The 16122-nt window shown below is 58.0% G+C and carries 16 protein-coding genes; 4 read left to right on the top strand and 12 right to left on the bottom strand.

What is annotated here, in order from left to right; all coding sequences use genetic code 11:
- The first annotated feature begins 17 nt into the window (after positions 1-17).
- Positions 18-2342: a heavy metal translocating P-type ATPase gene (locus ACIPF8_RS12065; protein ID WP_400421183.1), complete on the top strand. Its 2325-nt coding sequence runs from the start codon at positions 18-20 to the stop codon at positions 2340-2342.
- 36 nt (positions 2343-2378) lie between these two features.
- Here the strand turns inward: ACIPF8_RS12065 and ACIPF8_RS12060 are convergent, their stop codons facing one another.
- Positions 2379-3986, bottom strand: coding sequence for a beta-lactamase hydrolase domain-containing protein (locus ACIPF8_RS12060; RefSeq protein ID WP_400421316.1), 1608 nt, complete (start codon positions 3984-3986; stop codon positions 2379-2381).
- Positions 3987-4365: 379 nt separating this feature from the next.
- On the opposite strand from ACIPF8_RS12060, the gene ACIPF8_RS12055 reads away from it, so the two are divergent.
- Entirely contained in the window at positions 4366-5244 is an 879-nt protein-coding gene (locus ACIPF8_RS12055; protein WP_400421181.1) for an MBL fold metallo-hydrolase, read from the top strand.
- 19 nt (positions 5245-5263) lie between these two features.
- On the opposite strand, the gene ACIPF8_RS12050 is transcribed toward ACIPF8_RS12055, so the two are convergent.
- From ACIPF8_RS12050 to ACIPF8_RS12025, 6 genes are all read right to left on the bottom strand, one after another.
- Positions 5264-6280 (bottom strand): zinc-dependent alcohol dehydrogenase family protein, encoded by a 1017-nt coding sequence (locus tag ACIPF8_RS12050; RefSeq protein ID WP_400421179.1) that lies wholly within the window; start codon positions 6278-6280, stop codon positions 5264-5266.
- 2 nt (positions 6281-6282) lie between these two features.
- The gene (locus tag ACIPF8_RS12045) at positions 6283-6960 is read right to left on the bottom strand and encodes a carboxymuconolactone decarboxylase family protein (RefSeq protein WP_400421178.1); all 678 of its coding nucleotides are present in this window, start codon (positions 6958-6960) and stop codon (positions 6283-6285) included.
- 130 nt (positions 6961-7090) lie between these two features.
- The gene (locus ACIPF8_RS12040) at positions 7091-7624 is read right to left on the bottom strand and encodes a cupin domain-containing protein (protein WP_400421176.1); all 534 of its coding nucleotides are present in this window, start codon (positions 7622-7624) and stop codon (positions 7091-7093) included.
- A gap of 8 nt (positions 7625-7632) precedes the next feature.
- Positions 7633-8040: a cupin domain-containing protein gene (locus ACIPF8_RS12035; protein ID WP_400421174.1), complete on the bottom strand. Its 408-nt coding sequence runs from the start codon at positions 8038-8040 to the stop codon at positions 7633-7635.
- Positions 8041-8170: 130 nt separating this feature from the next.
- Entirely contained in the window at positions 8171-9064 is an 894-nt protein-coding gene (locus ACIPF8_RS12030) for a LysR family transcriptional regulator (protein WP_400421172.1), read from the bottom strand.
- A gap of 133 nt (positions 9065-9197) precedes the next feature.
- Positions 9198-10091, bottom strand: coding sequence for a LysR family transcriptional regulator (locus tag ACIPF8_RS12025; RefSeq protein ID WP_400421170.1), 894 nt, complete (start codon positions 10089-10091; stop codon positions 9198-9200).
- A 319-nt stretch (positions 10092-10410) separates the two neighbouring features.
- Between ACIPF8_RS12025 and ACIPF8_RS12020 the strand changes: the two genes are divergently transcribed.
- A complete protein-coding gene (locus tag ACIPF8_RS12020; RefSeq protein ID WP_400421168.1) occupies positions 10411-11568 on the top strand; it encodes an aldo/keto reductase in 1158 nt (385 codons plus the stop codon).
- Positions 11569-11629: 61 nt separating this feature from the next.
- Entirely contained in the window at positions 11630-12394 is a 765-nt protein-coding gene (locus ACIPF8_RS12015) for an SDR family NAD(P)-dependent oxidoreductase (protein WP_400421166.1), read from the top strand.
- Positions 12395-12475: 81 nt separating this feature from the next.
- On the opposite strand, the gene ACIPF8_RS12010 is transcribed toward ACIPF8_RS12015, so the two are convergent.
- The 5 genes from ACIPF8_RS12010 to ACIPF8_RS11990 form a co-directional block, all read right to left on the bottom strand.
- Positions 12476-12706: an RNA-binding S4 domain-containing protein gene (locus tag ACIPF8_RS12010; protein ID WP_061534136.1), complete on the bottom strand. Its 231-nt coding sequence runs from the start codon at positions 12704-12706 to the stop codon at positions 12476-12478.
- A 27-nt stretch (positions 12707-12733) separates the two neighbouring features.
- Entirely contained in the window at positions 12734-13027 is a 294-nt protein-coding gene (locus ACIPF8_RS12005) for a hypothetical protein (RefSeq protein WP_400421164.1), read from the bottom strand.
- Between the two features lie 25 nt (positions 13028-13052).
- Entirely contained in the window at positions 13053-13436 is a 384-nt protein-coding gene (locus ACIPF8_RS12000; RefSeq protein WP_400421162.1) for an MAPEG family protein, read from the bottom strand.
- Between the two features lie 98 nt (positions 13437-13534).
- Positions 13535-14416 (bottom strand): neutral zinc metallopeptidase, encoded by an 882-nt coding sequence (locus ACIPF8_RS11995; RefSeq protein WP_400421161.1) that lies wholly within the window; start codon positions 14414-14416, stop codon positions 13535-13537.
- 100 nt (positions 14417-14516) lie between these two features.
- A complete protein-coding gene (locus ACIPF8_RS11990) occupies positions 14517-15635 on the bottom strand; it encodes an SDR family oxidoreductase (RefSeq protein WP_400421159.1) in 1119 nt (372 codons plus the stop codon).
- Between the last annotated feature and the right edge of the window lie 487 nt (positions 15636-16122).

Raw genomic sequence — 16122 nt, 5'->3', positions numbered from 1 at the left:
GAATCAAGGAGAGCCATATGGCCCGTTGCGAACATGACCACCGCGATCATCACGACCAGCATCAGCACGGCCACGATCATGCTCATGACCATGACCATGACCATGATCATGAGCACGCGCATCAACATCCGGTAGCGGATGCCGGCGGCCATGCCGAACTCGAGGCTGCGTTGGCCGCAGGTGCGGAACAGGCGGTGTTCCTGATTCAGAAAATGGATTGCCCGACTGAAGAAAAATTGATCCGCGACCGCCTCAAGGGCATGGCCGGTATCGAAGCCATGCAATTCAACCTGATCCAGCGCGAACTGACGGTCCAGCATCGTTTGCCATCGGTGGATGCAATCGTCGCGACGCTGAAAGCATTGGACATGGAACCAGCGCTCAAGTCGGACACGCTGACCGGCGCCACCGGCCTGACAGATGGCCTGGGCGATGGCGCCTTCAAGATATCGAAGAAAAAATGGCTGTTGATGGCGGTCTCCGGCATCAGTGCCATCGCCGCCGAAGTGGTGGCCTGGAGCAGCGGCCAGGATAGCTCGTGGCTGGTCATCGGACTGGCACTGGCGGCGATCCTGACGGGTGGCCTGGATACGCTGAAGAAGGGTTGGATCGCGCTGCGCAACTTCTCGCTCAACATGAATTTCCTGATGTCGCTGGCCGTGATCGGCGCCGCTATCATCGGCCAGTGGCCGGAAGCGGCGGTGGTGATCTTCCTGTTCGCGTTGGCGGAAATGATCGAAGCACTATCGCTGGATCGCGCCCGCAATGCCATCAAAGGCTTGATGGCGATGGCGCCGGACCTGGCCAGCGTGCAAGGTGCCGATGGCGAATGGCGTGAAGTCGCCACCGCCGAGGTGGTGCTGGATGCGCTGATCCGCGTCAAGCCAGGTGCGCGCGTACCGCTCGACGGAATGGTGACGGATGGCCAAACCACCATCAACCAGGCGGCAATTACCGGCGAGAGCATGCCGGTGACCAAGCAAGCCGGCGATCAGGTGTTTGCCGGCACGATCAATGAGCGCGGTTCGTTCACGTACCGCGTCACAGCCCTGCAAGGCAGTTCGACGCTGGCGCGCATCATCAAGAGCGTGCAGCAGGCGCAGGGCGAGCGCGCGCCGACGCAACGCTTCGTCGATCAGTTCGCGCGCTATTACATTCCGGTGGTGGTGCTGGCGGCGCTGTTGGTGGCGATCATGCCGCCGCTGCTGCTGGGGTTGCCGTTTTATCCGTGGTTGTACAAGGCGCTGGTGCTACTGGTGATTGCCTGCCCATGCGCGCTGGTGATTTCAACCCCGGTGACCGTGGTCAGCGGCCTGGCGGCAGCGGCCCGGCATGGCGTATTGATCAAGGGCGGCGTGTACCTGGAGCTGGGGCGCAAGATCAAGGCGCTGGCGCTGGACAAGACCGGCACACTGACACTGGGCAAGCCGCGCGTCACCGATGTGCAACTGGTGCAGCCGGCAGTTGTCGGCGAAGAGTCCGAGCTGTTACGTCTACAGCGCCTGGCGGCAAGCTTGGCTGGTCATTCCGATCATCCGGTGTCGGGCGCGGTGGCCAGCCACTGGCAGGCGTCCGGCAATGCCGGCAACTTGCTTGATGTGAGTGGATTCGAAGCCCTGACCGGGCGCGGTGTGCAGGGCGTGATCGATGGCCAGCAATTCTATCTGGGCAATCATCGGCTGGTGCATGAAATGAATATCTGCAGCCCGCAGCTGGAAGAGCGCCTGTCGGCGCTGGAGAGCGAAGGCAAGACTACGGTGGTGCTATTTTCGGCATCGCAGCCATTGCTGATATTGGCGGTCGCCGACACCATCCGCGACATTGCGATAGAAGCCGTTGCCGGGCTGCAGGAAATCGGCGTGGAAGCAGTGATGCTGACCGGCGACAATGCGCATACCGCGCAAGCCATCGCAAAACAGGTTGGCATCAGCGATGCGCGTGGCGACCAGCTGCCGCAAGACAAGCGCAACGCCATCAACGATCTGCGCGCGCGCCATGGCTACGTCGGCATGGTGGGTGACGGCATCAACGATGCGCCGGCGCTGGCGCAGGCCAATATCGGGTTTGCGATGGGTGCGGCGGGTAGCGACACGGCGCTGGAAACTGCCGATGTGGCGTTGATGGATGACGACCTGCGCAAGATTGCCGGTTTCATCCGCCTGAGCAAACGGACGCATGCGGTGCTGATGCAGAACATTACGCTGGCATTAGGCATCAAGGCAGTATTCCTGATACTCGCCTTGACCGGTGAAGCGACATTGTGGATGGCGGTGTTCGCCGACATGGGGGCAAGCTTGCTGGTGGTGTTCAACGGCATGCGCTTGCTGCGCGCATGGCGTTGAGTTTGTTGTCTTGATGCCGGCAGCCTGCGGTCTAGATCAGGGCTTCTGCGCAGGTTCCGAAGATTTGGTCAGCCACTCGCGGCCTTTCAGCATCAGCTTCCAATAGACCCAGGGCAAAGCGATGGTTTTGAGGAGCCAGTGGCTGCGCCGTGCTACGGTCGGATCGAGCCGGAAGGTCGGCAGCAACTTGCCGCCATAACCGAATTCGGCCAGGATCACTTTGCCTCTTTCGACGGTCAGCGGGCAGGCGCCGTAACCGTCATAGCGTGCGCTGAGCGGCAGGCCGTCGCATGCTGCGAGCAGGTTGTCCGCCACCACGACGGCTTGCTTGCGGATTGCCGCCACGGTTTTGGCATTGGCGGTTGAGCAGATGTCTCCCAATGCAAAAACATTCCGGTAGCGAACATGCCGCAGCGATGCCGGATCGACTTCGCACCAGCCTTCGGCGTTGGCTAGCGGGCTGTTGCGCACCGCATCGGGCGGCACTTGCGGCGGCACTGCATGCAGCATGTCGAACGATTTTCTCTCGCGGCTGAGATTGCCGTTAGCATCCGTGACCTCGAACCAGGCCAGCTTTCTTTCGCCATCGACCTTGACCAGGTTGGATTCGAACGCCAGTCGCGCCCCATATTTTTCGACATAACGCATCAGCGACGGTACGAAGGCGGCGACGCCAAACAATGTCTTGCCGGCGCAGTTGAATTCGACTTCTATCTGCCTGGATACGCCTTTGCGCAGCCAGTGATCGCACGACAGATACATCGCTTTCTGCGGCGCACCGGCGCACTTGATCGGCATCGCCGGTTGTGAAAAAAGTGCAGTGCCCCGTTTCAGCTGCGACACCAGTTGCCAGGTGTAGGGTGCCAGGTCGTAGCGATAATTGGAGGTGACGCCATTCTTGCCGAGGGTTTGTTCCAGGCCTTCTATTTTTTCCCAGGCAAGCCGCAGGCCGATGCAGACGATCAGTTGCCGATAGGCGATCAGGCGGCCGTCATCGAGCTGAAGACGGTTATGATCCGGCAGGAATGCCGACACCGCGTTGCGTAGCCATTGCACACCTGCCGGCATCAGCGACGCCATCGGCCGCACGGTTTTGGCTTGCCTGAACGCGCCGGCGCCGACCAGGGTCCAGGCCGGTTGATAATAGTGATGGCTGCACGGTTCGATAATGGCGATTTGCACGTTGGGAGCGCGGCGCAGCAGGCTGGCAGCGACCGCGATGCCGGCGGAACCACCACCGACAATCACGACTTCAAACTGTTGAGGCTTGTCGTTCGACTGTTCCGCCCTGAACGAATCGCTGGATGCCGCAGTAATATTTGCCAACCGGAATATATTGGTCGAACGATTGCCGGTACGGCAGAAGGCCAGGGTCGGGCCAGGCATCTCGGCGAGCAACGCGCGCAATGCCGCGCCATGTTCCTTGCCGACATGAGTGGCGTCGGCGGGCAGGTAGCTAAAGGCGAGGTCGCGCGATGCACAAGCGGCCGCCAGTTCGCGGCTACTCACATGGCGTCCGCCATCTTCATTGTCCGGCCGATTGCAGATCACTGATTTGTAGCCGGCTGCGACAATCTCGTCCAGATCTTCCAGACAGATCTGGCTGGTCGTGGAAAACGAGTCGCTATGCTTGATGAGCGGAATATTCATGGAGGCGGATTCGATCACGACGGACGGTATTGCTGATTTGTTTGCCAGTCACCATCGTCAACCGGAGCTTGCATCGCCGGCGCGCCGGCAATTGTGGAGGGTGCCCGCAATATCTGTTGCATTTGCCTGGATTGTTTGAGGAAAGCCGGGGAGATATTCGTTACCATTGCTGAGAATAATCCGCTCGAATTGCTACTGCTTACAGTGGTGCTGCGTGTTGCCGATTTGCGCCGTATAAAAGATGTCGCATTACATTACAGACAATATTATTTATTTGCTAATAGTAAGATGAAAATTAAATATTTGTCAATGTTGTTTTAAGTTATATATAGTTGTGTGAATTGTGCGACATTGAATTGAAGGACATTGATTAATGGCAAGCCCCAACATAGAAGTATTTTTTGACCAAAACACCGCCACCTTCACCTATGTGGTGTATGAGGCTGTCGGCGGCGCGTGCGCCATCATTGACCCGGTCCTGGATTACGATCCGGTTTGCGGACATACCTCCACCACAAACGCCGATCGTGTGATTGCGTTCGTACGGGAAAATAATCTCAAGGTGCAGTGGCTGCTGGAGACCCACGCCCATGCCGATCACATTTCGGCCGCCCCGTACTTGCGGAGGCATCTGGGTGGCGCCATCGCGATTGGCGACCGGATCAGGGAAGTGCAGGGGGTATTCAAGAAAATCTTCAATTTGCAGTCTGAATTTTTACTCGACGGCAGCCAGTTTGACCACCTGTTCGCGCCGGACGAGATATTCCAGATCGGCACATTGAGGGCACGAGCGCTGCATGTGCCGGGCCATACGCCGGCCGATATGGCCTATGTAGTGGAAGATGAGGTAGCCGACGTCGCATTTGTTGGCGATACCTTGTTCATGCCCGATATCGGTTCCGCCCGCTGTGATTTCCCTGGCGGCAGCGCCAGCGCTTTGTACCGTTCCGTGACCCGGCTGTTGAGCTTGCCGACAGCGACGCGGCTGTTTGTCTGCCACGATTATCCGCCTGACGGCCGCGAGCCGGCCTGTGAATCAACGGTCGGCGAGCAGCGCGCACACAACATCCACGTGCGCGACGGCATCAGCGAAGACGAGTTCATCGCCATGCGCAACCGGCGCGATGCTGGCCTGGCGTTGCCGACGCTGATGCTGCCGTCAATCCAGCTCAATGTCTGTGCCGGTGTCTTGCCTGCCGCAGAAGAAAATGGCGTGAGTTATCTGAAGATTCCGTTGAACCTGATGCTCTGATCCATTGATTTGGCAGGCCCTAGGGGATCAACAAAGTTTTGATCGCTCGACGTTCATCCATCGCTCTATATCCTTCGGCGACCTGGTCGAGCGGTAGCGTCAGGTCAAACACTTTGCCGGGATTGATCTTGTCACTCCAGACCAAATCAATGAGTTCCGGCAGAAATTGACGCACCGGCGCCGGGCCGCCATGCAGATGGACATGCTCGAAGAACAGTTCCTCGCCATTGAGTGAGACGCCATGCGGAACGCCGACGTATCCAACGAAACCGCCTTGGCGAGCGCAATGGATCGCTTGCATCATCGATTCCTGGGTGCCGACACACTCCAGGACAGAGTCGGCGCCAAGGCCATGGGTCATTTCCATGATGCGCGCCACGCCTTCTTCGCCACGCTCGGTGACGATATCGGTCGCGCCGAATTCGAGAGCGAGCTTTTGCCGGGACGCATGGCGACTCATCGCGATGATCCGTTCCGCGCCCATCCGTTTAGCAGAAAGTATGCCGAGCAGCCCGACCGCGCCATCGCCAACGACAACGGCTGTCGCTCCGGACCGGACATTGGCCGCGACGGCGGCAAACCAGCCGGTGCCCAACACATCGGATGTAGCCAGTAGACTCGGAATCATTTCCTTCGCAGGAATGCCAGGTGCTGCCACCAGCGTGCCGTCGGCGAGCGGAACGCGGAGGAGCGGTGCTTGAGCGCCGCCCACGAATTCGGCTTGCTGGCAAGAGGACTGATAACCATGGTTGCAAACCGCGCAGACGTTGTCCGAGGCGAAGAAGGAGCCGATGACGAACTGGCCCGGCTTGATGTGGCGTACTGCGCTGCCGACTTCCTCCACTACGCCGCAGTATTCGTGCCCCATGGCCATCGGCTCGACGATCTGCTGGATGCCGCGATACGGCCACAGGTCTGACCCGCATACGCAGGCGGCGGCGATGCGTATGATGGCGTCGGTCGGTTTGAGGATTTGCGGGTCGGCGCGATCTTCGAAGCGGATATCGCGCGGACCGTACAGCATGGTCGCTTTCATGGTTACTTTACTCCCGATGTGGTCAGGTTCCGCTCCAGCGCCGCGCGAGCGCGGCGCGCATTCTCGGCATCCACGCGATCAGCCAGCACCTCGGCAAGCTGGCGCAACTGGCCAACCGTGAGGCCGACGTTCATGCTGATCCGCAGGTGTGATTGCAATTGCGACTCTGCTCCCGGCAATGCCGACAGCATGCCGACCGTGGCCAGTTCACGACTTTGCCAGTCGAGGTTGTCGCGTTCGAAGATGTCGCCAAACAGATGGGTTTTGAGGTACTCGTCAATGGCAGGGGCGAAATCGAATAGCGGTCCCTTGACCGGACTGCCCACCAACTCGATCTGGTTGGCCGTGCCTGCTGCCAGCAGCGCATCGCCTTTGGGGATGGCGCGGCTGGGCAATGCGCCTGGCGCGTCCTGGATGCCGCGCTGCTTGCGCGCCTCCAGCACCTTCATCAGTTCGCCCAGTGCATTCAGGCTGCGCGGGAAGCCGGCATAGGCGTACAACTGAACCAGGATTTCTTTCGCGTCGCTCACCGTCAGGCCGGCATCCAGCCCTTGGTTCAAAGCCGCGCTCAGTTTGGTCATATCGCCCGCGGCAGCAAAGGCCGCAATGGGCACGATGGCCTGCTGACGAGCGGTAAGGGTTTCGGAAGCGCTTGGCGCCGCGGTTTGTGTGTTGGGCATTATTTGTGACTCCTGTGCGTTCGCTGCAGCGTGGCTCAGTGCGGTTGCCAATCCCAGACTCAGGGCCGCAATCATGGCACCGGCCCGCTGGGCTTTCATGTGCCGCTTAACTGGGTGATTAGTGAGTCGATTAGCGCATGCTGTATTGCTCATCGGTGACTTTCTCCATCCATGTAACGTTCTTGCCATCGACTGTTCCAGTGACGGCCAAATGCGTCATTGCTGTAGTGGGCGCGGCGCCATGCCAGTGTTTGACGCCAGGCGGGCACCAGACCACATCGCCAGGACGGATCTCCTGAATCGGCTTGCCCCACTCTTGCGTCAGGCCGACGCCTGAGACCACTACCAGACGCTGTCCGGCAGGATGGGTGTGCCATGCGGAACGTGCGCCAGGCTCGAACGTCACCAATCCGCCCGACGCATTGATGCTGCCATTGGCTGGCCACACTGGATCAACCCTGACCCGGCCAGTGAAATAATCGGCCGGCCCGACGGCCGAAGGTTGCGCGCCCGCTCGGATGATCTGCTGGTCGGCGGCTGTCGTCGTGTTCGCCTGCGGCTCGGCGGCTGTGGCTAGACCAGACTGCAGAGCAGCGGCGCATAAAGCAAACCTCAGAATGGATTTCAAGGACAGTCCTTTCTCGATGGAAGTGAAGAGCGGCATGAAGCGGCTCAGCGCGGAGGACCTGCAAGGTATTGCTCGTCGGTGACGTGCTCCAGCCATTCGACGTTCTTGCCATCCAGGGCCTCTTGGATCGCGATGTGGGTCATGGCGGTGGTAGACGTTGCACCATGCCAGTGCTTGTGCCCGGGCGGGCACCAAATGACGTCTCCGGCGCGGATTTCGACGATGGCTTCGCCTTCGCACTGCGTCCAGCCGCAGCCTGCAGTGACGATCAGCGTCTGGCCGAGCGGATGCGTGTGCCAGGCCGAGCGCGCGCCCGGTTCGAAGGTCACGCTGGCGCAAGATACACGCGCCGGCGTCGGCGGATTATTGTGCGGATCAATGCGGACAGTGCCTGTGAACCACTCTGCAGGTCCTTTGATGGATGGCTGAGATCCAGCGCGTTTGAGTTCCATGGATCGTTCCTTTCAATATAGGTATTGCTACCAATATAGTTGAAGGAACTTCCAGCGACTAGACGCCAGAATTTGCATGGACCTATAAAGCCAGCTCATCAATCGAATGGTCAGCGCCGCGCTGATCTTGCTACTTTGGGTAGCGCAGCGTCTCGACGATCAGGGACAACGCTGGCGACAACTGACGTCGATTCGCATAGAAGATGTGGAAGCCAGGAAAGGTCGGGCGCCAATCCATCAGCACAGGCTGGAGTTTGCCGCTATCGATATGGGGGCGTGCCAATTCCTCCGGCATGTAAGCCAAGCCAAATCCAGCCAGTGCAGCATCGATGGCGGGGTAAATGCTGTTGAAGGTCCATGGCCCATCCACTCGCACTTGCAGGCTTTGCTTTCCCTTCTTGAGTTCCCAGGCATACACGCCGCTACGGATGGAGAAGCGCATGTTGATGCAGGCATGATGGGTCAGGTCGGACGGAGTCTTCGGCGCTGGATGCTTCTTCAAGTATGAAGGAGCGCCGACGATTGTCATGCGGATGTCAGGTGAGATCTGGACTGCCGTCATGTCCTTGGCAATTTGACCGCCGAAACGAATGCCGGCGTCATAGCGCTCGGCAACGATATCAGTCAATCCTGAGTCAACGGCGATCTCGATTTTGACGTCTGGATACTTCGGTAGAAGTTTGGATAGCTTGGGCCACAGGACCGTGTTTGCCGCAAAATCGGATGCCGTAATGCGCACTGTCCCCGCAGGTTTGTCGCGCAGTTCTTCAAACGAAGCCAGCTCGGCGGCGATCACCTCGAAGCGCGGCGTCACACTATGAATCAGACGTTCTCCCGCCTCCGTAGGCGAAACGCTGCGGGTTGTGCGCGTCAGCAGACGTAACCCCAGCCTCGTTTCCAAACCGCGAATGGTGTGACTCAATGCGGACTGAGATACGCCCAATTGCGCTGCCGCGCGGGTAAAGCTCCGCTCGCGCGCAACGGCGAGAAAAGCTTGGATGTCCCGAAAATTCTCACCAGACATATTAGGTACTCCGCTAATCAAGTCCTACAGGACAGAAATGGTTTTACGAACTGCTTGTGTTTGTCGATTGATTGGCCAAAATCATTCCCAGGCTTTTAATCCAATCGTGTCAAAGATGTCCCCTTTATCGTCTCTATCGCCCGTGGCGCAAGGCGTCAACGACCAAGGTCATGGCACGCGAAGGTTGACGCCGGTGAGGATAATAGAGGTGAAGTCCAGGCCACACCGGGCACCAATCCTCTAAAACAGAAATGAACCGCCCCTTCGCGATACCAGGGCGAACCATATCTTCAGGCAAGTAGGCCAATCCGAAGCCGGCTTTGAGCGCCTCAAAAATGTCGTAGACATTATTGAATATGAGTGAGCCGTCCACGCGGGCGCTGAGGGAGCGCTTTCCCTTGCTTAATTCCCATTCGTAAAGGCCGCCATAGGTGGATGTGCGTAGATTGATGCAAACATGCTCAGTCAGATCGTGCGGCGTTTTTGGTGGCTGCCTGCCCGCAAAATACGACTTCGATCCGACCACCATGTTGCGCACGTCAGGACCGATGCGGACCGAGATCATGTCTTGCGCCAGTTCCTGGCCGAAACGAACGCCGGCATCGTAGCCTCGTGCGGCGATGTCGACGCTTTCATACTCACTGATCAACTCCACTTTGATGTCGGGATATTGCGGCAAGAACTTTGCCAGCTTCGGCCACAGGTTGCTCCTGATTGCATAGTCGATGGCGGTGATTCGGACCGTTCCTGTCGGCTTGTCGCGAAGTTCGCTCAGCGCCTGGATTTCCGCTTCGATCTCGTCAAACTCTGGAGCAAGACGATCAAGCAAGCGTTGCCCCGCCTCAGTGGGGGATACGTTGCGAGTGCTACGCATGAGAAGACGAACCCCGAGTTTCGCTTCCAATTCCCGGATGGTATAGCTCAGCGCAGGCTGTGACACCTGGAGCTGGGCGGCAGCACGCGTGAAGCTACGCGCGCGTGCCACGGCGATGAAGGCGAGTAGGTCGCTGAAATTGTCACGCGGCATTGATGAGTTCCCTTTATAGGATTGCTTCAATTCTACAAGCATTGAAGCCCGCTGCCCAAGTACGCGGTGCGGGTGATCGAAGTGCCATGTGCAATTGTCCTGTGCTCGCGTCCATTGATGAGCAAAATTTATAAGAGCATGCGAATTAAGCCACGTAGTCAATCTACAAGGCACGACCTACACTAAAAAAGAGCAATCGAGGGTGAGTATCTGCCTTGCGATTGAGGAGCCTGTGGCGAGAACGAAAGACAAAGGCAGATTTGGTCGTCGCACTGCTGTACGGCTACTTTGTTTTCCAAATATTGAAGGAATAGATCTAATGAACGAAAAAATATCCTCCAACCGACGGAATTTTCTGAAGACGAGCACAACGATTAGCGCCGCCGCTTGCGCGCCTGTCGCCTTTGGCGCGACTGCGGCGACACAGCAGATCCTGCCGACGGCAACTAACGCTGCGCTGGATCTGCCGGTTATCACCCAACGACGCACGCTGGGCACAGGCGCCTCCCGTATGGAACTCTCAGCGCTGGGTTTTGGAGTGATGGGCATGAACTACAACCGGGGGCCGCATCCGGATCGCAAAGCAATGATCGCGTTGTTGCACCAGGCGGCGGAGCGCGGTGTAACGCTGTTCGATACAGCCCAGGTATATGGACCGCTCATCAATGAAGAACTGGCCGGCGAGGCGCTACAACCGTATCGAAACAAGGTAAGTGTCACGACCAAATTTGGCCATCGCATCGTCGATGGGAAGTACATGAATGGCGAGTTGGACAGCCGCCCGGAAACCATTCGACGCATGGCGGAAGAGTCGCTCAAACGCTTGCGCGTGGATGCCATCGATCTTTTCTATCAGCATCGGGCCGATCCTGCCGTTCCGATCGAAGAGGTCGCAGGCGCGGTCAAAGACTTGATTCAACAAGGCAAGGTAAAGCGCTTCGGCCTGTGCGAGGTCAGTGCGCAAACCATTCGCCGCGCCCACGCCGTGCAACCGGTGACCGCTGTGCAAAGCGAATACCACCTGATGTGGCGCGAGCAGGAGAAGGAAGTCTTCCCAGTACTGGAGGAGCTTGGCATAGGTTTTGTTCCCTACAGCCCGCTCAATCGCGGTTTTCTCGGCGGCGCGATCAACGAATACACCCGCTTCGACTCCGGCAACGACAACCGCGCCACCTTGCCGCGTTTTACGTCGGAAGCCATCAGGGCGAATCTGGCCGTGGTGGAAGTACTCAATGCGTTTGGCAGAACCAGAGGGGCGACCTCTGGACAGGTTGCGCTGGCGTGGATGATGGCGAAAGCTCCTTGGATTGTTCCGATACCAGGTACGACCAAATTGGCGCATCTCGATGAGAACCTGCGCGCGGCCAATTTGCAACTGACTTCAGGCGAGATACGCGAGTTGGAGGAGGCCGTCTCGAAGATTCAGATCGTCGGAGACCGGTATCCGGCTGCGCAGCAAAGACAGGTCGAGAGCTGATCAGCATCGAATTTCCTGGAGCAGTTATCCACAATCTTTAAACTTCTATGGAATAGAAATCATGAAATTCACTTTTGAAAACCAGGTCGCACTTGTCACGGGCGCTGCGTCCGGCATAGGGCTGGCGACTGCCCAGGCGTTTGCGCAGGCGGGTGCGGCTGTTGCATTGGCGGACGTGAACGGCGATGCGGCACGTGCCGCGGCGGCGGCCCTTGTCGCTGCGGGGCATAAAGCCATCGGCATTCAATGCAATGTCGCAGACCTGGAACAAGTCGAGGCGATGGTCAAAGAGACGATCTCCGTATTCGGTCGCCTGGACGGGGCATTCAACAACGCGGGCGTGCAAAACATTCTTGCGGAGACCGCTGATGCTTCTTCGGAGGATTTCGATCGGGTGAATTCGGTCAATCTGCGCGGCGTATGGGCCTGCATGAAGTTCGAACTGCAGCAGATGCGCCGGCAGGGCAATGGCGCCATCGTCAATTGCTCGTCGATCGGGGGACTTGTGGGCGGGGCCGAGCGCGGAACCTATCACGCCGCCAAGCATGGCGTTCTCGGTCTGACCAAGAGCGCTGCTCTTGAATATGCCGCGCGAAACATCCGGGTTAACGCCGTGTGTCCAGGGCTGATCTGGACACCAATGGCCGATCAAATGGTTGCTTCTGGCCAGGGCGATGCGCTCGATGCCATGACGAAGAGCGTTCCAATGGGACGGCATGGCCGCGCCGATGAGATAGCAGATGTCGTCTTGTGGTTGTGCAGTCAGGCGTCAAGTTACGTGACCGGCCAGTCAATCTCGGTAGACGGCGGATTGATCATGCGTTGATGCTTTAAGGCTGCGTTGTGGAAGCGTCTTCGATTTGTCCGAAGACGCCTCCCTTGCTCACTTGTTCGCGTCGGATAAAGATCAGCCGCCGCTACGCTTGGGCAGTACATAAATCAGCAAGTCGCCGATGGTGACTTTTTGGCCGGCCTGGATCTTGCAGGTTTTGCGCAGTTCGACCTTGCCGTCGACCGAGACGACACCGCTGGCGACCAACGCCTTGCCGGCGCCGCCGCTATCGCATACGCCGGTCAGCTTGAGCAGTTGGTTGAGTTCGACGTAGTCGCTGTTGAGGCGTAATTCCAGTTGTTGCATAGTGTTCCGTTGATGTAAGTGGAGTGGTTAAGCGTTGGCGATGCGGCCCAGCGCCAGTTCAGCCTGGTCGAGCCAGAGCTGCAGGTTGTCGAGCAGATCCTGCTGGCTGAACGAGCAGCTTTCTTCTGTGAACAGGCTGCCGGCTTCGAGGCGGCCGAGGAAATTTTCGGCTACTTCTGCAAAGCGCGGCGGCAATGCAGACAGCAGCGCCGTCTGCGCGCGCCAGGTTTGGCAAAAGACGGCGACGGCATTGCTGTCACTGCTTGTGCGCAAGGTATTCAGTGCTGTGCGCAGTAATTCGATGGTGACTTGTTGTGACATGCTTATAGAGAGTGCAGAGAATTAATTAGTGCGTCATTCCGGCCAGTACGAACAAACCGATCGTCGCAAGAAAAGAAATAGTCCACACTGCGGACCGCAGGGAAGGGCGATCCTTCAGGTACAGCGCGGTGTAGGCGATGCGGCCGACGATGAATATCAGCGCCAGCAGATTCAGGATCCCCTGCGCGGCGTGGACCTGCTGGGCGATGATCACGCCGGCGGCAAAGAATGGGAACGCCTCAAAGTGGTTGCGGTGCGCATAATCAGCGCGGCGCCGCATGCCGGATTGTTTCTCCAGCCAGGCGCGCGGTTCGCCATTGTCGAAATCGGGCCGACCGGCCTTGGCGATTGCCACGGTCAGTACCGGCATCAATCCGGCTAGCAGCACACACCAGTAGGCAATAGTCATAACTTGTTCTCCGCAGGATGAATCGATTCAGCGTTTGCAGTACGGGGCAGCGCCGGGCGTTGTCGCCACGCCGTCTGCCATTCCCGTTCGCCCATCGCTTACAGTGTTTTTACTTCAAATGTATTGCAGGATTTGACTTCGCCGCTGCTGATGCCTTGCTTGAACCAGCGCACCCGCTGGGCCGACGTGCCGTGCGTGAACGAGTCCGGCACGACATAGCCTTGCGCCTGTTTTTGCAAGGCATCGTCGCCGATCGCGGTGGCGGCGTTCAGAGCGCCTTCGATATCGCCTTGCTCCAGGATGCTGCGCGCCTGGTTGGCGTGGAAGGCCCAGACCCCGGCCAGGCAATCGGCTTGCAGTTCCAGCCGTACAGAAATGGCATTGGCCTGGGTTGCCGACATCCGGCTGCGTGCGCTGTCGACCTTGTCCATGATGCCCATCAGGTTTTGCACGTGATGGCCGACTTCATGGGCGATCACGTAAGCCTGGGCAAATTCACCGGACACATGGAAGCGCTGTTGCATCAACTGATAGAAACTGAGGTCGATGTATACCTTGCGGTCGCCCGGGCAATAAAACGGACCTGAAGCAGTCTGGCCGGTGCCGCAGGCGGTCTGCGTGGCGCCGGAAAACAGCACCAGCTTCGGCGGCGCGTAAGTCTGGCCATTGGCGCGGAAGATTTGAGTCCAGACATCTTCGGTATCGGCCAGCACCGTGCGCACGAATTTGGTTTGCCGGTCTTCGGCCGGTGCAGCGCGCGACGGTGCTTGTTGTGATTGCGATTGCGGCTGGCTGACTGGTCCGCCGCTCAACAGGCTTAGTACCGTGCTGGGGCTGATGCCGAAAAAGTAGGACGCCACCAGGGCGATGACAATGGTGCCGAGGCCGATCGAACGACCGCCTCCGAAGCCACCACCTCCACCGCCATCGCCGCGACGATCTTCGATGTTGTCGCTTTCCCGATTGCCTTCCCATTTCATGGCTGTTCCCCCGTTGGTTTTAGATGGCAATTCTAACGGAATACGCCATCATTGAGGGGTAACGGATAGCAGCAAAAGACGACTGCGAACTATCGAAATGTTACTTGAAGTCCCACTTCATCTGTTCAGCGATCGGGATGTGTTTGGCCGACTCGACGCACAGCGGCAGGTAATCGGTAAACAGCGGAGCTGGGCGGATGCCCTCGGCCAGCAGGTTTTTGTTGTCGAATACGTAATTCAGGCCGGCAAATGCGCCATACAGCTTGAGCGCGCGCAGCAGCAGGCGATCATTGCATTCCGGTACGCATTCACGCATGCGTGGCAGCAAGGTGGCGATAGCATCCGGGGTGATTTGCTTGTAGGTGGCGCCAATTGGCTCGATGCCGCGCGCTGCTGCCAGCGCCAGGTCGATCTCGCGGAACGATACGCACGAGCCAGGGCCGGCCGAGATATGGAACACGTTGTGCGACAGCGTTTCCTTCTGCGCCAGGTCGATGATGGCTTGGGCACACCAGTCAACCGGCACCACGTCGACCTTCTCATCGAGCGCGGTAGTCAGTGCGCCCAGCAATTGCCAGACCATGAATACCCAGAAAATGCTTTGCGACGGCGCACAACCGAGCACGGTATGGCCGACGATGATCGACGGCCGCACATAAATCACCGGCAGATCGGGAAATGCATCGCGCAATTTCTTTTCGCCCAAGGCCTTGGAGCGGGTATAAGGAACCAGGTGCTCGTCGCCGAGCGGCAAGTTGATCTGCTCCGTCACCACGGCGTTGATGCCGGCGCCTTCGCCGCAAGCCATCGCGGTGCCGATATACATGAAACGCTTCAGGGCAGGGCGGCGATGCATCAGCTTGCCGAGCGCGACAGTACCGTCGACATTGATTTTTTCGAGCGATGGATGGTTCGAAAAAGTCGCCAGCGCGGCCGAATGGATCACGACTGATACCTGGTCCAGGCGCGGGTCGCTGCTGACGTTGTCAAGTTCGGAGAGGTCGGAGCAAAGGATCTGCTCTACGCCGATTTGTGCAATATCGGCTGCGCTTGCCCCCAGCAATTGCAGATTTTCGATAACCCTGGCGTGCGCCGCTGCCGGGGTTTCGCCGCGTGCCAGCAACAGCAGATTCTTGCCTAGCCCCCGATGTATTGCCTCGACTGCGTTTGCACCACCTAGAAAGCCGGTCGCGCCGGTCATCAAAATTAAATTATTCATGGAAAGCGTGTGCTCTTGTAACTTTTCTGATACGGGTTGATGGCTACCTGCTGGCTTTTTTATGGGCTGGCGACGGGGCGTTGGTTTATGGTGAAACTGCACGCATTGTTGCTTGTTTGCCAATTAATTTTGTTGTTCTCATGGATGGCGCAAGTATACAAACGATGTAACGCGCGATTCTATAGTAAGGTTGACAAACGGATACAAAGATTTACAAAGGGTTGCATGTTATTTATTTTTGCATAACCTTTTTTGGTATTCGAGTATGGGATGCCGCAAGCAAAAAATGAATGTTGTCTAACATTTAAATTTGCTTCCAGTGAACTTTCACATCACAAAAAGTGACCAAAGGTTAAAGAGAAACCTTAGATGGGTCGTCCACGAGACGCATTTCATTGTTACGCGTGATATCCGTCCGCGTCGGGCAGTAGAACTCATTCCACATCCAGTGCAATCTTGTTAGCCGTATTGTTGTCATGTAGCGGTC

This window comes from Collimonas sp. NPDC087041 (genome assembly GCF_044745265.1).
Lineage (GTDB): Bacteria > Pseudomonadota > Gammaproteobacteria > Burkholderiales > Burkholderiaceae_D > Collimonas.
Note: the sequence above shows the minus strand (reverse complement) of the source record. Positions and strands in the feature narration are given on the sequence as shown.